Below are 18,490 nucleotides of genomic sequence, written 5' to 3' on the forward strand. Positions count from 1 at the left end.
CGAGGTGCTGCCATCAGGGAGTTTTCAAGCTCAGATTTTGCGAACGTTAACGGCATTGATGCCTTTGCGGCCTTCCTGCGTTTCGAATTCTACCCGGTCGTCTTGCTGCACGGTAGCACCGTTGAGGCCGGTTACGTGGACAAAGAAGTCCTGTTTGGTTTCGTCGTCGGTTACGAAGCCATAGCCCTTGGCTTCGTTAAAGAATTTGATGGTGCCGGTTTTCATGCAAAAAACAAAATTGGAAAGTGGAAAAGGCCCGGGTAAAGGCCGCCGGAATGCCTGAAATGGCATTCAGCATGTCCACTTCAGGGCCGCTTACGCGGGAAAGCAGCATGAGGTTGGGGCTCGGCGCACACAAGCTCGCCGATTATTGGTTATCGCGCCACTCGTACACCCACTTGGCCTGAATTTGCTCCAGGTGGCCTTCGGTGGCCTGTTCGCGGGTGCCGTTGAAGTTGTCCAGGCTCAGGACCCAGTCAATGAGGTCGGTGAAACGGATGCGGTAAATTTTGGCCTCGTTGAAGTCGGTGCCGAACTTCTCGTAGAGCGCCATGGCAATATCCTCGTGGTCGGCCCAATGCATGGGCGGCTCGAAATGGGCCATCAGTTGAAATGTGAAAATGTGGATTGATGTGAAAATGTGAAGATGACAAATGTGAAAAGATAATGCGCTGCCTAGAGCCATTTACATATTTTCACATCAGGCATATTCCCACATTTTAAAAAATTAATGCCCCAGAAAATGCTGGGGCGGAACAGTAACCACCAACTGCATGTCGCGCTCGACCACGCACTGGCAGGCCAGACGCGAGTTGATGCGCGGATTCTCGGCCCGGTCGATGAAGTCTTCTTCCTTGTCGGAAATCTCGGGCAGGTCGTCGCCGCCGGCGTTGATGTAGACGTGGCAGGTGCTGCACCCACATACGCCGCCACAATTGTGCTGCAGCTGGATGCCGTTGTTCAGCGCCACGTCGAGCACCGACTCGCCGGACACCGCCACGTGGGTTTGGGCCGGCTGGCCGTCGTTGAACTGGAAGGTGATGGTGGTAGCGGAATCAGACAAAACAGGAATCACTAAAGACGAATAATACGCGGCATTTGCTGCCGCAAAGGTACTTCCCCCGGCCCGGGCATCAAAGCTGGGCTTGGATGCTGGTCGTGAGCTGTGCATAGAGCGCCTGCCAGGCCGGGTGGGCCGCCAGCGCCGTGTGGTGGGCCGCCAAGGTGGGCGCGTCGTGGCGCACCGCCGGCCCGGTTTGCACGTCGAAGGGGGAATTGGCCAAAGCTTTGTTCACGGTTTCGCGTACCAAGGGGGCCAGTAGTTCGGCGGGCAACTCGGCCTCGGCTAGCAGGGCGTCGGCAATGCCCAACAAGTGGTTGGTGAAATTGTTGGCGAATACAGCGGCGACGTGCAGTTTCAGGCGGGGACCCGAAGCCAGCCGGCGCACCTGCTGGCTGAGGCTGTGGGCCAGCGCCAGCAAGGTGCGTTCGGCTTCGGCATCGGCCGCCTCAATGCACAGCGGCACGGCAGGCCACTCGATGGCCCGGCCCGGGCTGAAGGTTTGCAGCGGGTAGAATACCCCCCCGCGCACGCTCGGCTGCGCGGCGAAAACCGACAGCGGCAGGGCGCCCGCCAAATGCGCTACCAGCGCGCCAGTGGGCCAGGCAGTACCGGCAAGTAGCGGGAGCACGGCGGCATCGGGCACGGCCAGCAGGTAGACGTCGGCGGGCGGCAGGGGGGCAGCCAGCGTTGGCAGCGCTTGCGCACCGGGTAGTTGGCTGGCCAATGCTTGAGCGGCCATTGCCGTGCGGCCCCAGACAAAGACGACCTGGTGCCCCGCTGCCGCCAGGGCTGGACCTAGCTGGCTGGCAACCCGCCCCGTACCAAGCAGCGCAATGCGCAGGCCAACAACTAAGCTCATAGGACTATGCAAAGGAAATCAAGTAGTTGTCCGCGCTGTGTTGGCCTGGTGTCCGATTACTGCCAAAAGTTTAGCAACTTGTAGGGGCAAAGCTACCTTCCGGCTCGCTGCTCGCGCCAATGGACTGCCGAAGCTGGTGGCTCGCCATCATCACTTTTCCCCCTCCATACAATATTCACCCACTCTTACTCCTCCTTTTATGAAATACGAGTATTCGCGGCCCGGGCTGGTTTCGGGCTTTCGGCGCCTAGCGCTGGCGGCCGTGCTAGCCGGCACGGCCACCGCCGCTCAGGCCCAGTTTTTCACGGCAGCTAACGTTGTGAACAAGGCTGGTACCTACACCGACCTGGGCACAACGGGCACGGTTATCACCACCCCCAACTTCGACGATGCCAACTCGGCTGTGCAGACGCTGCCGTTCACGCTCACGTTCAACGGCACGGCCTTTACCGAATATGTGCTGAACACCAACGGCTACATTAAGCTGGGCAACGTAGCCCCGACGGGCCAGTTCTTTTCGACCTATGCCCAACAGGCCTATACCGGTGGCCCGCTGAATTCGTCCTCGCAAACCAACCTGATTCTGCCCTTCAATACCGACCTCGAGGGGGGAGCCAACACACCCGAGTACCGCATGGCCACCACGGGTACGGCACCCAACCGGGTGGTGACGATTCAGTGGAAGAACGTGAGCGACAAAACCCGCGCCGCCGCCGCTGCCGGGGGAACTATTGACAAGCAGTTTGCCAATTTCAGCTTCCAGGTGAAGCTGTATGAGTCGAACAGCGGCATCGACTTCGTGTACGATACAGCTGTGCCGTCTGCCAACCCCACCAATGCCAGCTTTATTACGATTGCGGTGAAAGGCAACAGCAGTGCCGTCGGACAGGTAGTTACTGCGGTGAAGCCTTCGAACAACCCGTGGGCTACCACCACCTTTCAGGATAAAACATATGCCGCTACTGGCAATGCGCACAACATTCGCAACTCGCCCACAATAGCTGGTGGCGACCCGCTGCCCGACCCGGGCCGCACTTACAGCTTTGCGGTACCAACACCCGTGGATGCGGCCGCCCAGGTTATTTATGGTTACAGCCAGTTGGCGGTGCCGGCCGGCCAGCCGGTAACTATTCAGGGCGTGGTGCGCAATGCTGGCACGGCCGCACTGAGCAACATCTCGGCCACGTTGAGCGTGAGCGGGGCCAACACCTACACTGCACCAGCGGCCACGGTGGCTTCGCTGGCTCCCGGTGCTACGGCGGTGGTAACCTTTACGGCGGTGCCCGTGCCCAACGCAGGCAACAACACGGTGACGTTCAGCGTGAGCGTAGCCGGCGACCTGAACAGTTCCAACAACAGCACTTCGATGGTGATGGTAACGAATCCCACCACGCTGTCGATAACGACGCCGGGCAACGTAAGCTCGGGGTTTGTGCTTCCGCAAGTTGATGATTCTTACTATGGCGCGAAATACACGCTGGTCTCCGCGGCTACCATAACGGCTGTGCGCACCATTATCAGCAGCGCCGGCGATAACCCGGGCAGTTCCAAAGTCACCGAAGGTGAAACAGTGTATGGCGTAGTGATAAACGCCTCCACCGGGGCATTGCTGGGTCGGTCGGCCGATTACACGGTACAAGCCGCCGATATTGGCGTAGTGCACACGTTCAACCTGACGACCCCGGTGGCTTTGCCGGCCGGCGACTTCATTGTGGGCATGGTGGGCCTGGCTTCGACCGGCGACCCCTATTTCCCCTACTTTACGCAAACGGAGACTCCCTCCCGGCCCAGCTACGCTGGTACGTTGAACGCAGCTCCTACTGCCCTCAACCTATCTGCCGCCAACGGTACCATTGGCCTACGGACGGCGTTTGATGCTGTGCTACAAGCGGTTTCAAACTGCCCGGCTCCTACCAGCATCACGGTAAGCGGCACCTCAACTACGGCATCGGTGGCCTTTACCGGTGCTGCCGCGGGCACCGGCTACCAGATTGTGTACGGCGCTACGGGCTTCAACCCGGCTTCGGCGGGCACCACCACGGCTACCTTCACGGCCGGCCCCGGCTCGGTAACGGGCCTCACGGCCTCCACCTGCTACGACTTCTACGTGCGCACCGTGTGCGGCACCTCGGGCCAGAGCACGCTGGCGGGCCCCATCAATTTCTGCACGCCGTGCGTGGCGCCTACCGTCAGCACCTTCCCCTATGCGCAGAACTTCGACGCGGTGGGCACCGGCCAGTCGCTGCCCTGCGGCATCACGGTAACGGACAGCAACAACGACGGCTTCACCTGGCGTGCCCGCGGCACCGTGGATGCCAGCCTCGCCACCGGCAACATTTCGCGCTCGGCTCCCAACGCTATGGTGTACTCCTACAACAACGTAGGCCCGACCCCGACCGTGGGCGCCGACGACTGGTTTTACACCCCGGCCCTGACGCTGAGCAACACCCAGCGCTACCGCGTATCGTTCTACTACCGCACCGCCGGCCAGGGCCTGAGTGAGCGCCTCGAAGTGAAGTATGGTGCTGCTGCCACCCCGGCCGGCCAGACCACCACGCTCTATACCAATAACAACATCACGGCCAACACTTACCAGCTGGCTAACAACACGAGCACGCCCGCCGTGGCCGACATCACCGCGGCCAATGGTACGGTCTACGTAGGCTTCCATGCAATTAGCCTGGCCAACCAGGGTTTCCTGGCAATCGACGACCTCACCATTGGTGCCAGCCCCCTGGCTACTTCCGAGGCCCTGAAGCGTGCCGTGAGCGTGTTCCCGAACCCTTCTAACTCGGGCCAGTTCAATCTGGAAATCCACGGTGCTAACGCTGCTCAGCTGACTGTGGAAGTAACTAACCTGCTCGGCCAGCGTGTGTACACGGGCACGGCCAAAGACAACCTCCGCACCGTGGTCGACCTGTCGGCCCTCACCTCGGGCATATACAGCCTGAAAGTCCGCAACGGCCAGGAGTTCACCATGCAGCAGATTTCGATTGTGAAGTAAGCTTCGGCTTGGCTTCGTTTTCGGTAAAAGGGCCGTCCAACTGGGCGGCCCTTTTTGTTAAGTGCAGCTGGCCGTTCAATTGGCACTGCTAAGAATGCGTTCTGCTGTACTACCGATTCGTTTCCCGACGCTGGAGTAGAGACTCTATGGTTGGTATTTAGATGTCAGATGCGGTCATCGTTAACCCGCGTACTGCAATCTAAAAAGGTAGTTGGTGACCTTGCTGAGGAAACATCCAATAAAGAAAAAGCCGCTCCTGATTCCGGGAGCGGCTTTTTCTTTATTGGTGCAACGTTCTAACCGGCCGGCTGGGGCCGCACGGCGCGGCCGGTGGGCCCGGCTGCAACTTCCGTTTCGGCCACAGCCTCGGACGCAGCATCGTTGCTGAGCACGCCTTTGCCGCCGCGCTGGCGCACGCTCAGGCCAAAGCCGATGGCCATGAGCAGCGTGCCACTCCAGAGCAGGTTGATGAACGGCTTTTCCATGGCCTTCAGAATGACGTAGTCTTTCTGGGTCGTGCTCACGCGGAAGGTGAACTTGCCGGCGGCAGGGTCGACGGCATCGAAGCTGATGCGCACGCCGAGGTCTTCGGCCTCGTCGGGCAGGCTGCCTACCATACGGTTGCGTACCACAAACACGGGATGCACGTGGTACTGACGCTTTTCGCCGTACACAATCATGTCGGCCTGCAGGGCAAGGTCGCCTTTTTGCAGGTTGAGGCCGGCAGTTTCGTGCGCAGCTTCCACGGCCCGGAACACGGCGAAGTAGTCGTTCAGGAAAATAGTGTCACCGACACTTAGCACCGACTTTTTAGACTCGCTCCAGGGCTTTTCCTTGCGCGGGTCGAGCACCGAGTTGATGTGCGTGTAGATATCATGGCCCCAGAATTTCTTGATGGCTGGCGAAGCCAGCAGGCCGCCGCCGCCCATTTCGTCGTTTATCTGGGCGCGGGGATAAAGCACGAACTGTTCGCCCGATTTCTCATTCTTGTAGTTGATGCGGTAGTAGGTGTTTTCGGGTAGGATTTCGACCGTGTCGCCGGTGGCGTAGTAGGTCTTACCTTCCACGGCAATGGGCGCGCGGGCAACGGCCTTGTACTCGTCGTCGGTGCGGAACAAGAACTGCTTATCCACGTAGCCGGGCACGCCAGGTACCTCAAAATATTGGCCGGTGTAGGTGAGCTGGTAGCCGTGCATGGGCGCGGTTTCGTTGCGCCACAGCAGCACGTTGTCGCGGTTCAGGTCCTCGCTGAATTCGCGCGAATACAAGAGGCCCGACACGTTCCGCGAGATGATGTTGGAATAGCCGGCCGAAGCCAGAATGCCCAGCAGCATCAGCGCAATGCCCAGATGGGCCACCGCGCCGCCCGAGAGGCGTACGCCGCGCCGTAGCAGCGTGAAAATCATCCCGAAGTTGGCCAGCACGCCAAAAAGGCCCGCCAGCGTGAGCACTACATAGGCCGGCGAAATTGTGAGGCCGTTGTAGCGCACCAGCAATACCACCAGCGCCGTGCCCAGCAGGGCGAGCAGCGTGGGCGCGCTGAGCGAGTTGATGAGCGTTTCCTTGTTGTTGCGCTGCCACCACATCACCTGCGCAATGCCGGAAAGCAGAGCCACAAACACGCCCATCCAGAGCTGCATTTTGGAGTAGTGAGCAATCTGGTCGGCGGGCAGGGCCACGTTGGTTTTGATGCCAATAAGCCCCATAAAGGAATTGTAGACCGGAATACTGGTTGTGAATAGCACCTGGAACGCGCCCAAGCACAGCACCGTGGCCCCCACAAATACCCACAGCTCGGGGTTGTAGGCGTTCAGTTCCTTGGCCGAAATCGGAATCTCCTTCCAACGCGAAATCAGCAGGGCCACGGCCAGTACCGTGAAGAAGGCCATGTAGATGAACAACTGGCCCGACAGGCCCAGGTCCGTGAACGAGTGCACCGAGGCGTTGCCCAGCACACCGCTACGGGTAAGGAAGGTTGCGTAGAGAATGAGCACGAACGTGGCCACTACCAGCGCAAAGGCGGTGCGCAGACCAGTACGACGCTTCTGCCACAGCACCAGGCCGTGCAGCGAGGCCACCAGCACCAGCCACGGAATGTAAACGGCGTTTTCGACCGGGTCCCAGTTCCAGTAGCCACCGAAGTTTAGCGTTTCATAGGCCCAATAGGCGCCCATTACCACGCCCACTCCCAGCACCCCGCCGCCAATGAGCGTCCAGGGCAAGGCCGGTTTTACCCAGGCCGTGAGCTCGCGCTTCCAGAGCGCCGCGATTGCAAAGGCAAAGGGCACGAGCGTGAGCGCAAAACCCAGAAACAGCGTGGGTGGGTGAATAACCATCCAGTAGTTCTGGAGCAGGGCGTTGAGACCGGTGCCGTCCTTGGGCACGAAGTTGGGGTTCATCTTCCACACCGGCAGGTCGGTGAGGAACTCCCGCAGGAGGATAAATGGGGACGACCCTAAGCGTACGCCGCCCACAACCACTCCGATAATCATGCTCACCAGAAACACCTGCACGCCGCTGAATACGGCCATCACGGGCGCTTCCCACTGCTTGTTGAAGCGCATGATGCAGAAGCCAATGACCACGTGCCAGAAAATCCAGAGCAGGAACGAGCCCTCCTGGCCTTCCCAGAAACAGGAAATCATGTACTGCACCGGCAGATGGTTCGAGCTGTGGCTCCAGGCGTAGTAATACTCGTAGCGGTGTGCGTGAATAATGTTGAACAGGCACACAATCACAGAGAGGATGGCTGCGCCGTGCACGAAAAATGCGCCGCGCGCTAGCCGCAGCCAGCTCGAGTCTTCCTGGCCCAGCGCCCGGCCCCGCGAGGCCTGAAAATAGCTATAGGCCGCCACCAGCGCCGCCGCAAAAGCCACGATGACGCTGAAGTGACCAATTTGTCCTACTAATAAGTTCATAAGCAACAAGTAAAATCAGGCGAGAACCGCGGGCGCGCCGGGGCGCACCACTTCGTAGCGGTAAAGAATTCTCGGATGAAACGACTCGGGCAGCAACGCCCAGTCGTGTGCATCCACAAAAATCGGGAGCTTGCTATCCGTCAGCGCTTCGCGGAAGTTGCTGAGCAGGCCAGCCGGCAGGGCCGTGAGGTCGGAGGTACGCAGCACCAAATCGAGGTCGCTGCCTTCGTGGTGGTTGCCATTCACGCGGCTGCCGTAGGCCCACACGGCCACCTCGGCGGGCAGGTGCCGGGCGAGGAGGTCGTGCACTAATGCTAGGTCTTTAGGGCGTAGGTGCAGCATGGCTCAGGTTTGTTGGCGCAGGGTGATGAGTGCCGCGTGGGTGTCGCTGATGAAGACAGGGAGGGCACTCACGATTTTCTCGGCGAACTGCTTCCCATATTCGTGAGCCGAGGTGTTGCGATTGTCGCGGTGTAGGAGCCAACGGTCTACTTCATCGAGGCTGAGCAGACCGTGCTGTGCCGCTAGCCGCAAAATTTGTTTGAATGGCAGGGTATTCAGTTCGCGGGTTGAGGTTACGTATTCTCGCAACACCTTGCGTAACAGTTTTATCACAATTTCCAGTATCAATTCAAATTCCTTCACGCAGGCCGCTCGAAACAGGTCGTGGTCATCGTCTGTCGGGCTGGTCACGACCAGCCGGGCATGCGCGCGCTCCAACGTAGCCAGGCAGCGTTCCAGAGCGGTAAGGTCGAGCGTGTCCATGAAACAGGATGCAGAGAATAACAGTAGAAAAAGACAGGTGTTAACCGAAGCGGAGGGCAAATTTACGGCCGCGCCGCCGGAGCCGGGATATTCAATAACAAGCGGTCGACGAAAAAGTCGCCGCGCGGCGGATGACAAGTGATTTCAACGGCAATTTTTTCTAATCCCGCCTCCTGCCACTTGCGCACGGGCAGCTCGCGCTGGCGTGGCTCGCCGGGTTGGTTGATGAGTTGGCGGGCAAGTAATATCCGCCCATTGGCCGGGTCTGTCACCACCACCGAAAGGCGCGCCTTGGCTGGATACTTCCGTAGGGGCAGTTCTACCACGTTACGGTTGGGCACAGTGCCAGGCAAAGGCATGGTGGCTGCCGTGCCATAGGCATACCACCACTGCCGCAGGCGGGTAGCAGACGGGCCCGGTTCGGCCCGTTCCGTCACTATCTGATAATCGTAGATGCCCGGGCCAGGCAGGGTATCAGTTATTGCATAACTGGTTTCGGGCTTTCCGTAAGTGTCGCGCCGCACGGGCACGCGCCGCACTTCAGTGCTGCGGTATTGATGAATCTCGCGGCGCATCACCCGGCTGGCGGGCACATTGGCCAGCGAATCGGGCAGGTTCCAACTCAGTTCCACCATCCGGCTAGCCGTAGGTAGCAGCCGGGTAGGGCTGGGCGGGAAGTAGCTGACGGGCATGCCCGTGGCCGTCTGGCTAACCTGCAGCGAGAACTGGCAGAAGTCCTTAAGGTAACCGTCCACATCCAGCAAGTAGGGCTGGCCAGCACGCAGCGAATCCAACGTCACAAAAACGTCGTCCTGCGTGCCGAGGGAGGTGCAGCTTAGTATTCGGTAAGTGGCCGGCTGGCACGGCTGCCCCAGGAGGACAACTAGCTGTACCCCACGCACGTCGCGGCATTTTTGCCCGCCGATGTTCACAAAATAACGACCGGAAGCCTTGGGGGTGAACTCAAACCACTGGTCGTTGTGGTACTCGATGCACTTGCCCGTCAGGTGCTCGTCCACGCAGCTGCGCTGTACGGTGCAGCCAGTGGTACTGGATGTAATGGTTTCTTCGAGTCGCAGTACGCGGCGGTTTTCGATGTTGTCGTTGGCTACCTGAGCGTTGGCAGTCTTGCAGATTAAGCCTACCAGTACCAATGAAAACAGCACCCGGTTTCTGACGCGGCGAAGCGTTTCAGAAACCGGGTGCTGCGGAGTTAGTGGGCTTGTCAAAAATTAGTTGACTGAAGCCGTCGCGTCCTTCAAATCCTTCTTCACGTACTTGCTGGGGCACTTCAGCAGGATGTTATCGGCCATAAACACGTTGCCCTTCATGCAGCCGGTGATAACGACCTGCTCCGAAGCGTCGAAATCCTGGGGTTTGGGGTTATTGTAAACCACGCGCTGAGCCAGCTGGGTGGTGTCAATCAGCGTAAAGGCGAAGTAGTTAGGGTCAGTCACGGGGTCATATTCCAGGCCCATCGGCTTTTTTTGGGCATCGCGGGGCAGCTTGCCGACAACGTGCACTTTGGTGGTGTTGCCCTCGGCCGCGCGAGTGCGAGCCTCGCCGAAACCCACGTACACGCTGGCATCGGCGGTGGTGCTGAGGATAATGGCAGCGGCCACCGCAATGATGGCGACAATGAATAGGTGCGTCTTCTTCATAAAACCACAGATTTAACGGATTTCAACAGATTATTTGGGGTTCCGTGGGGCCTTGGGTTAAGCAACACCGGACGGTGGGCTCGGGTGCCCGGTTAGGCTTTAATTTCCTTTTCGAGGCGGCTCACCTTGCGGTCGAGGCTGATGAGGTAGGCCAGCAGGCCCGCCACGATGACGGCCACCACGGCCACCACCACGTAGATTTTGCCGCTGGCGCGCAGGTCGTCGGCCATGGCCGGGGCCGCCTCGGGCGTTTGGGCAAAAGCCATTGAGGCTAAAAACAGCAGCGGCAGCAGTAACTGGAAGAAACGGCCCAGCGGGCGCGCAAAAAGCTTATTGTTCATCGTGTTTCAGTTTCAGGAAAACGTAGCGGCTGCTCACCTGGGCCACCCAGAAGGCAAACAAAATCCAGCCGATAACGGCTGGGTAAAACACTTGGCGCATGGTGTTATCAAGGTCGTACTGGTTGAAGCCGGGGTTGCCGGTCTGGCCCGGGTGCAGCGAGGGGCCGCTCAGGCGGGGCAGCACAAACAACAGCGGGATAGCCGCCGCAAAAGCAAAAATATTGTAGATAGCCGACACCCGGGCCCGCTGCTGCTCATCCTGAAACGAGCCGCGCAGCACCAGGTAAGCGCCGTAAATGAGCATGGCCACCGCCGCCCCGTTCAGGCGCGGGTCGGGTGTCCACCAAGCGCCCCAGGTATAGCGGGCCCACAGGCTGCCGGTGGCCAGGCCCAGCAGGCCCAGCACAATGCCGGTTTTAGCCGACTCATGCGCCAGCACATCGAGCCGGGCCGACGGTTCGCGCAGGTAGCGGATGGAATACCATACCGACACCAGCAGCACCATAATCATTGCAAACCACATGGGCACGTGGAAAAACAGGTTGCGGATGCTCTCATTCACGATGGGCAGGGCCGGCACCGGAGCCAAAAAGCCCGCCACCGTTGCGCCCACAATCAGCAGCACCGCCAGGGCTTTCCAGAGCATGCCGCCGCCGCGTTGCTCTACCAGGCGCTGCCCGCCCCACACGCCGCCCACCGTCATCACGAGGCCCGACACACTGCCGATAATTGCCGCTGTACTCATAAGTAGGTATTTAATAGAAAGTAATAGGGAGTAAGACAGGCATCATATGAAAAACCGGGCAATAGTGCCTGTGTTACTACTTACTATTAATGACTTATTACCCAAGAGGGTTTTAACCGCGCCACAGAAAAGGAAATAACACATACGAGGTCGCGCCCACAATCATATTCAAGGCTAGGAGCGTGAGCAGCGACTGCTGGCTCAGGCCGCGGTCCAGCCCATCAAGGGCATTCTTGCTCACCTTGATGAGGAGCAGCAGCATGGGTACCATCAGTGGGAAGCCGAGAATGGCCATGAGCGTAGCCCCATTGCCGCCGGCTTTGGCCGCGATGCCCGACACCAGCGTGAGGGTGGTGGCAAAGCCCACGGCCCCCAGCAGCAGGTTGGCAACAAATAGCGGCGCATCTTGGATGGGATTGCCCAGAAAAACCGTGTACAGAAACAGGCCAAGCAACGCCACGGCCGCCAGCAGCAGCGCGTTGTACAGCATCTTGGCCAAAATCACGGCCTGGGGGCGCACCAGCGTGTAATAGTAGAGCCGCTGGCCGGCGCTTTCCTGCATGAAGCCTTTGGCCACCGCGTTCAAGGCCGCGAACAGCAGAATCACCCACAGCAGGGCGTTCCAGGCCGGGGGTGGGGGCGTGCCGCCGCGCAGGCTGAAGCTTAGGAAGCATACGAACACCGTGCTGCCTACGTAGAGCAGCAGCCCGCCCAGCGCCGCGCGCTGCCGCCATTCGAGGCGGAAGTCTTTGGCCAGCAGGGTGAATATTTCGCGGAGCAGCACAGGCGGAGGTTCAGTTTCGGGCCGCAAAGATACGCCCGAACGGCCCAGCGAGGTGATAAAAAACAACGCGTCAGGCAGAGCTAGGCCCGCCTGACGCGTTGGATGGTTGAGTGAATCTAGGGTGGCCGCCTTAGAAGTCGTAGCCCAGCGTGAAGTAGTAGTGCGGGCTGGTGGTCACGTAGTTTTCCTGGCCCCAGGCCACGTCAAACTTGCCATAGAAGCCCAGCAGGGTGCTGCGAATGCCCGCGCCGTAGCCGACAAGAAATGGATTCTGGAAGTTGATAACCGTGGCCGAGAAGTATTGGCTGTACTCGCGCCGACGGGTATTGGACGAGTTGTCAATGCTGAAGGGGTTGCTGCCCGAGTAAGCAGTACCGGCATCGGCGAAGCCGGAGAGCTGCAGATTGCGGAAAAAGCCGGAGTAAATGGGCCGCCGCGCAAAATACTGCACAATGGGAAAGCGCAGCTCGCTGTTGAAAAGCACGTAGCGCGGGCCGTTGCGGGCACCATAGTCGAAGCCACGGAGGTTGGTTACAAACTCCTGGCCGAATACCTGGTCCACGCCGCTGTAGTTGCTTAAGAAGCGGTTATCAGTGTACCCGGCGTTTAGCCAGTCATCCATGCCGCCAAGCCGGAATACCTGCGCACGCGGGCCGAAGAACTGGCCGTAGCTGGCCCGGTTGGCCCATACCAGCGAGCGGCTGATTTTCTGGTAGTGGCGCAGGTCGATGACAAACTTGCCATAGCTCAAGCCTCCATCGTTCAGGTTTTTCAGGCTCAGCACGCTGGCTTTCATGCGGGTGCCGTGCATCATGTTCACCCCGGTAATGAGGGTGTTATCGAAAACCAGTTCGGCGTTCACACCAGCGTAGTTGAACGACTGGTCGTAGTCGGTCGAAACGTCGCCCAGCACGGTGCGCGAGATGTTCATGAGCCGGGGCCCGCCGCGCAGGCTCAGGTTGTGCGTGAGTGGGTAGCCAATGGTGGGGGCAAACTCGTGGCGGCCAAAGCGCACGCCGCTGGCGCCGGCATCGAAGAAGTACGCCTGCTTTTGGTAGGCCAAGCTCCAGTCGTAGCGGTGCGTGAGGTTGGTATAGGCCAGCCGGATGTTGCTGGTGCGCAGGTCGAACAGGCCAAACAGGCTGGCATCGAGCCGCTGGTTTTCGAGCACGTCCGTCAGCACAGCCTTGAACTGCAGGCCCATGCCCAGCAAAGGGTCCACGTACAGCGCGCTCGACACATTGTCAATCATAAAGCGCGTGTCGTAGCGGTACGGGCCCGCCACGGGGTTCGTAGCCTGCGCAGCAGCGGCCGCCGCTATTGCATTAGAGGCCGCCGTTGGCGTGAGACGCCGGCGCCGAGCTGCCGCCGAAGGAGCCGTGTTATTGCCGGGCGAGACTGGCTCGTCTTCCTCAAACTGGTAGTCGCTGGTATTCACAGCGGTATCGGTTTTTTTGCGGCTGGTAGCGGGCGATGAGGCATCTGATGAATCGGCGGCCGGTGCGGCGGCCGAACCAAGCTCAATCGTTTTCGTCACGGCAGGGGTTGGCACAGATGCCGGTTTGGGCGCCACGGCTGCTACCGACCGGTCTTCCAGCGTTTGCTGGCGGGCCGTTTTGGTGAGGGGCAGCGCGGTGGGCAATGCGTACTGCGGGTATACGTACAGAATATCGCGAGCCTGGGCCGGCGCCACAAACACCAGCGCCGTGCTTTGGGAGTTGTAATCGAAGTCCTGCGTGTTGGGCAGCCAGTTACTAACCAGGGTACGCTGCTTGGTTTTGAGGGAATAGCGGTAGAGCGCGCGCACGCCACTTTCCTCACCCAGGTACATAATCTCGTCGTCGGACAGGGCCCGGGGCCGGGTTTCGTTCGAGATAGTGCTTACTACGGTTTCTACCGGCAGCGTGCGGCCGTCGAGATGGTAGGTGAACAGGTCGTAGTTATTCACCACGTTCTGGAACGTGGCCGGGCGGGCGCGGCCCAGCGAGTCGAGGTAGCGGTTCGAGCTGAATACCAGGCTCTGCCCACCGGGCAGAAACACCGGCTGCACGTCGTCAAACAAATCGTTGGTGAGCTGCTCCACTTTGCGGCTGCCAGCCCGGAGCAGGAACAAGTCATTCTGACCGTCGCGCACAGCGCTAAACACCAGCGCCTTGCCATCGGGCGAGTAGCTCATGCTCAGCACCTGGTCGAAACCCGAAAACACCGACTCGGGGTGCGAGAAGCGGATGGCCTCGCGTACCCGGGTCAGCAGGCCCCGGCCGTCGGCATCGTAGAGGTGCAGACTCATGTCGCCGTGGCGCATTTCGGCCACTGCTACCTGGCTGTTGCCGCGCCAGGCCACTAATGGCAGGCGCGTCTCTACTTGCTGGTCGGGGGTTTTGTAGCCACCGCGGCGCAAAATGCGGCGGTGCTTACCGTCCCGGTCCACCACCATCACCCGGTAGCGGCCGCCCTCGTTCTGCGCGTAGGCCACCAATTGGCCATTGGGGCTGATAACGGGCTGCGAAAACACGTCGGCGTGGCGGTTGCGGCCGTTTTGGCGGAACTTGGTATCGGGCTCTACCAGGGTAGCCACGGGCTGGCCGTTCAGGTCGCGGTAGTAGGTGAGCCAGTCTTTCAAGAAAACCTTGTACGGCACGTTTAGCGACGAGCTGATGCCCACCTCAACATCGCGCGTGATGCGTGTCAGGTTCAGAATATTCTGGATAGTGGTGTAGCCGTAGCGCTCGGCCACGTAGTTCCAGATGCTTTGCCCGGCCAGCGGCGAGCTGCGCAGAAAGAACGGGGCCGTGCGGTTGCCGGTGGGGTAGCGCTTGGCCATGTCGCGCATGTAGCCGTCCATGTCCACGCTCCAGCCCTCGGCAGCATAGGCCGAAGCCCCACCAATAAACCAGTCGGGCAACTGGAGCAGGTAGCTGCTTTGCAGCACTTCCTTCAGCGAGCCACCATACATCATGTCGTTGAGCAGCACCTGGGTTATCTGGGTGCTGAGCTCGCGCTTGAACTCGGTTTCCTGGCCGCCAAAGGCAATCTGCACCTTGCTCATGCGGGCCAGCGGCGTTTCGCCGCCGTTAACCTGCTGCTGCGTCGCGGTCAGGCCGATATTGCTCTGGCGCAGGTCGCCGACCGAGTTGTAGAACAGCAGCGTGGTTTTCGAGTACGGATAGTAGCCGATAAGCGCCGTGATGCGCCCCAACTCCTTCTCGGCGTACTCGGCGGCGCGGCGGGCACTGCCTTCGCCGCCCTGATAGTAAAGAATGTTGAAGTTTTGAGTATTGAACTGTTGCCAGCGGGGCTGCTGATACTGCACCCGCACCCGGCCGAAGGGCTCCTGCGCCGTTTGGGCCTGCGCGGTAGGAGCCAGCAGAGCCCCTGCCAGTCCCAATAGCCCGGCCAGGGCCGCCTTTACGAATACTGAGTTAGTCATAGTAAGAGGGCAACGAGCAAAATCAAAAAATTAATCCGTCGGAATAGAAAAAAATTCCAGTCCGGGTTTAACCCCCTTGTCTGCCGTTGAGTGCGGACATTGGGTCGGGAAGGTAGGAGCGAAAAGGTAGAATTACGGCCGAATGTTTACGAAGGTCGCCGGGTGGTCAACTTACGCTAGCCGGCTGCAAGGCGTTGTAGCGCTGCACACTTGCTTCGGGCCATATTTCGGCCTGGCCCACCAGCCAGTCGGCCAGCAGCGTGGCGAGGCGTGGGGCCAGCATCACGCCCTTCGAGCCGTAGCCCCCGCAGAAGCTGAGGTTGGGCACGGTGGGGTGAGGACCAACGAGCGGCCGCCGGTCGCGCACGGCGGGCCGTACTCCGGCGCGCTGCTCCACCACGGCAAATGGCAGGTCGGTAACTACGGTGAGCCGGGCCGCCAGTTCCTCGCGCCCCACCGCCGTGATGCCCGGCGCAAACGGCGGCCAGCGGTAGGTGGCCCCTACCCGAAAGCGCCCGTTGCCCACCGGCACCACGTAGGCCCCGCGGTTCAGCACCTGGGTTGGGCTGAGGTGGGCACATTCCACATCGAGCACTTCGCCTTGGTTGGGGGTGAGGGGCAGCCAGCTAAAGTAGGGGTTGCGCACGGCGGCCGCTCCCTCGCAGCACACCACGTGGCGGGCCCGCACCTGCCCGGCGTAGGTGGCGCCTTCAGCATCAAATTGCACATCGGTCCAGTCGAAGGCTTCCGGCCGCAGCCAGCCGTCGCGGTGGCCCTCGGCGGCCAGGGCAGCCAGTAACTCGCGCACCGCCACGTGGCCGCCGTGTTGCAGCCAGGCCCCCCCGAAGGGCGCGTGCACGCCGGGCAGGCCGGGGTCGGTGGTAGCGAGCGCCGCCACAAAATCGCCCCAGGGGCGGTCTGCGCTACGGGCCAGCACGGCATTCTGCTCTTCGAGCGAGCCGAAGATTTTGAAAATCGGGGTTTCAGTGAAGAAGGACTGGCCGTAGCGCTGCTCGAGCGTGCGGTAGTAAGCTGCGGCAGCGGGCAGCAATTCGGCGGCGCGCCAGCTGAGGGCGAAGCGCTTGCCGGCCACGGGGTTCATGAGCCCCGCCGCCACATTTGAGGCCGAATTGACTTGCCCGGGGTCGTAGACAAGCACGCGGTGGCCGCGCGCGCGCAGCACATCGGCGAGCGTGGCGCCCGCAATGCCGTGGCCCACCAGCAAAAAGTCACAGTCCGTCATGGCTGGCAAGGTAAGAACGCTGTGCTTAATCAGGAATTAATAATTAAGAATGTTGAATTAATAGCCGCACGGTTCTTTGACCCATGTTTTTCATTCCCGATTCCTTGTTAGGCGCGAGGCCAATTTCTCATTAGGCGCAGCGTTGTACCTTTCCGCTTTGCTTATCTATACCACAGAAGTCGCCATGACGGTCGCCGGTTTCACGTTCAACGCCTTTTCCGAAAACACCTACCTGCTCATCGACGAAGCTACCCGGCAGTGCGCCATTGTGGACCCCGGCTGTTACTCGGCCGCCGAGCAGCAAGCCCTGCGCGGCTACATCGTAGCCCAGGGCCTGCAGGTGGCGCTGCTGCTGAACACCCACGCCCACATCGACCACGTACTTGGCAACCAGTTTGTGCTGGCTACCTGGCCGGGCACGCCGTTTCTGCTGCACCCGCTCGATTTGCCTACGCTGCGGGCCGTGCCTGCCTACGCTGGCAACTACGGTTTCCCGCAGTACCAGCCGGCCGAGCCCACTGGCGAACTGGCCGCCGGGCAGCCCGTGCGCTTCGGCCAGACCGAATTGGAAGTACGCTTTGCGCCCGGCCACGCGCCTGGCCACGTCGTGTTCTACCACGAGCCCACGGCCACCGTCATCGGCGGCGACGTACTCTTCCAGCGCAGCATTGGCCGCACCGATTTGCCCGGTGGCGACCACGCCACGCTGTTGCGCAGCATTGCCACCGAGCTGATGACTTTGCCTGACACCACCACCGTATACTCCGGCCACGGCCCGGCCACCACAATAGGGGAGGAGCGCCGCAGCAACCCGTTTTTGCAATAAGCACTACGCCGCGCTACGCAACCATACTGTACAGCGCTGCTGCATTTTTGCTCACTGTTCATTGCTCATTATTAATTGACCCTTGAAAAAACACCTGCCCAACGCCGTTACCTGCCTCAACCTACTGTGCGGCTGCCTGGCGCTGACTAATATTTTCGCCGGCCGGCTCGACGTCGGCGCCTGGTTTGTGGCCGCTGCCGCCCTGGCCGATTTCGCCGACGGTTTGCTGGCCCGGGCTCTGCGGGTGTCGTCGGCCATTGGCAAGGACCTGGATTCGCTCGCCGACATGGTCTCGTTTGGCGTGGTGCCGGGCGCTATTCTGTTTAAGTTGCTTACATCCAGCGAACCTGCTACCCCACTCACGCAATACCTGCCCTATGTGGGGTTTTTGGTGACCATCTTCTCCGCGCTGCGGCTGGCCAAGTTCAATAACGATACCCGGCAGACGACCTCCTTTATCGGCCTGCCTACACCGGCTTGCACACTGGTAGTGGCTTCGTTGCCCCTTATTCTTTCGCACGACCGGTTTGGCCTGCACGACGTGGTGTTGAACCCGTTGCTGCTGCTGGGCCTCACGGTACTGCTTTCAGGCCTGCTGGTGGCTGAGCTGCCGCTCTTTGCCCTAAAATTCAAGAGCCTGCGTTGGGGCGACAACCGGCGCCGGTTTATTTTTATGCTGCTGGCGGCAGGATTATTGCTAGGACTGCAGGCCGCTGCCGTACCGCTGGTAGTGCTGCTCTACGTGCTGCTGTCGGTGCCCAAAACGGCGGCTCGCTGATATATCACAATATTCGAGGCAGCGTGGCAATAAATTTCGGCGTTGGCGGTTAAAGCTACCGCCGGCGAACCCC

The 18,490-nt window shown here is 60.3% G+C and carries 17 protein-coding genes; 3 read left to right on the forward strand and 14 right to left on the reverse strand.

Annotated features, from left to right (window positions below):
- Window positions 1-30: 30 nt before the first annotated feature.
- The 4 genes from ABD837_RS07895 to ABD837_RS07910 all read right to left on the reverse strand — a co-directional run bounded on the left by ABD837_RS07895 (window position 31) and on the right by ABD837_RS07910 (window position 1,922).
- Entirely contained in the window at window positions 31-225 is a 195-nt protein-coding gene (locus ABD837_RS07895) for a cold-shock protein (protein WP_345052554.1), read from the reverse strand.
- A gap of 142 nt (window positions 226-367) precedes the next feature.
- Window positions 368-604, reverse strand: a complete 237-nt coding sequence (gene iscX, locus ABD837_RS07900) for a Fe-S cluster assembly protein IscX (protein ID WP_345052557.1) — start codon at window positions 602-604, stop codon at window positions 368-370.
- Between the two features lie 123 nt (window positions 605-727).
- The gene (locus tag ABD837_RS07905; RefSeq protein WP_345052559.1) at window positions 728-1,063 is read right to left on the reverse strand and encodes a 2Fe-2S iron-sulfur cluster-binding protein; all 336 of its coding nucleotides are present in this window, start codon (window positions 1,061-1,063) and stop codon (window positions 728-730) included.
- 70 nt (window positions 1,064-1,133) lie between these two features.
- On the reverse strand, window positions 1,134-1,922 hold the full coding sequence (locus tag ABD837_RS07910) for a Rossmann-like and DUF2520 domain-containing protein (protein WP_345052562.1): 789 nt from the start codon (window positions 1,920-1,922) through the stop codon (window positions 1,134-1,136).
- A gap of 199 nt (window positions 1,923-2,121) precedes the next feature.
- On the opposite strand from ABD837_RS07910, the gene ABD837_RS07915 reads away from it, so the two are divergent.
- Window positions 2,122-4,926, forward strand: a complete 2,805-nt coding sequence (locus ABD837_RS07915) for a T9SS type A sorting domain-containing protein (RefSeq protein WP_345052565.1) — start codon at window positions 2,122-2,124, stop codon at window positions 4,924-4,926.
- A gap of 296 nt (window positions 4,927-5,222) precedes the next feature.
- Here the strand turns inward: ABD837_RS07915 and ccsA (ABD837_RS07920) are convergent, their stop codons facing one another.
- The 10 genes from ccsA (ABD837_RS07920) to ABD837_RS07965 all read right to left on the reverse strand — a co-directional run bounded on the left by ccsA (ABD837_RS07920) (window position 5,223) and on the right by ABD837_RS07965 (window position 16,813).
- The gene (gene ccsA, locus ABD837_RS07920) at window positions 5,223-7,844 is read right to left on the reverse strand and encodes a cytochrome c biogenesis protein CcsA (RefSeq protein ID WP_345052568.1); all 2,622 of its coding nucleotides are present in this window, start codon (window positions 7,842-7,844) and stop codon (window positions 5,223-5,225) included.
- A gap of 15 nt (window positions 7,845-7,859) precedes the next feature.
- Window positions 7,860-8,186: a nucleotidyltransferase domain-containing protein gene (locus tag ABD837_RS07925; RefSeq protein ID WP_345052571.1), complete on the reverse strand. Its 327-nt coding sequence runs from the start codon at window positions 8,184-8,186 to the stop codon at window positions 7,860-7,862.
- 3 nt (window positions 8,187-8,189) lie between these two features.
- The gene (locus ABD837_RS07930; RefSeq protein WP_345052574.1) at window positions 8,190-8,609 is read right to left on the reverse strand and encodes a nucleotidyltransferase substrate binding protein; all 420 of its coding nucleotides are present in this window, start codon (window positions 8,607-8,609) and stop codon (window positions 8,190-8,192) included.
- Between the two features lie 62 nt (window positions 8,610-8,671).
- Window positions 8,672-9,775, reverse strand: a complete 1,104-nt coding sequence (locus tag ABD837_RS07935) for a hypothetical protein (RefSeq protein WP_345052576.1) — start codon at window positions 9,773-9,775, stop codon at window positions 8,672-8,674.
- Window positions 9,776-9,841: 66 nt separating this feature from the next.
- On the reverse strand, window positions 9,842-10,270 hold the full coding sequence (locus ABD837_RS07940; RefSeq protein ID WP_345052579.1) for a cytochrome c maturation protein CcmE domain-containing protein: 429 nt from the start codon (window positions 10,268-10,270) through the stop codon (window positions 9,842-9,844).
- Window positions 10,271-10,362: 92 nt separating this feature from the next.
- Window positions 10,363-10,611 (reverse strand): CcmD family protein, encoded by a 249-nt coding sequence (locus ABD837_RS07945; protein ID WP_345052582.1) that lies wholly within the window; start codon window positions 10,609-10,611, stop codon window positions 10,363-10,365.
- Entirely contained in the window at window positions 10,601-11,356 is a 756-nt protein-coding gene (ccsA, locus tag ABD837_RS07950) for a cytochrome c biogenesis protein CcsA (RefSeq protein WP_345052584.1), read from the reverse strand. The genes ABD837_RS07945 and ccsA (ABD837_RS07950) overlap by 11 nt, the downstream gene beginning before the upstream one ends.
- Before the next feature lie 112 nt (window positions 11,357-11,468).
- Window positions 11,469-12,140, reverse strand: coding sequence for a heme exporter protein CcmB (locus ABD837_RS07955; protein ID WP_425554315.1), 672 nt, complete (start codon window positions 12,138-12,140; stop codon window positions 11,469-11,471).
- Window positions 12,141-12,270: 130 nt separating this feature from the next.
- Complete coding sequence (locus ABD837_RS07960) at window positions 12,271-15,570, reverse strand: hypothetical protein (RefSeq protein ID WP_345052587.1); 3,300 nt, start codon at window positions 15,568-15,570, stop codon at window positions 12,271-12,273.
- A 166-nt stretch (window positions 15,571-15,736) separates the two neighbouring features.
- Window positions 15,737-16,813, reverse strand: a complete 1,077-nt coding sequence (locus ABD837_RS07965; protein ID WP_345052589.1) for an NAD(P)/FAD-dependent oxidoreductase — start codon at window positions 16,811-16,813, stop codon at window positions 15,737-15,739.
- A gap of 157 nt (window positions 16,814-16,970) precedes the next feature.
- On the opposite strand from ABD837_RS07965, the gene ABD837_RS07970 reads away from it, so the two are divergent.
- Window positions 16,971-17,639: an MBL fold metallo-hydrolase gene (locus ABD837_RS07970; protein WP_345052591.1), complete on the forward strand. Its 669-nt coding sequence runs from the start codon at window positions 16,971-16,973 to the stop codon at window positions 17,637-17,639.
- An 82-nt stretch (window positions 17,640-17,721) separates the two neighbouring features.
- Window positions 17,722-18,417 (forward strand): CDP-alcohol phosphatidyltransferase family protein, encoded by a 696-nt coding sequence (locus ABD837_RS07975; RefSeq protein ID WP_345052595.1) that lies wholly within the window; start codon window positions 17,722-17,724, stop codon window positions 18,415-18,417.
- Window positions 18,418-18,490: the final 73 nt, after the last annotated feature.

Source organism: Hymenobacter glaciei (assembly GCF_039539585.1).
In the GTDB taxonomy this organism is placed as follows: Bacteria; Bacteroidota; Bacteroidia; order Cytophagales; family Hymenobacteraceae; genus Hymenobacter; species Hymenobacter glaciei.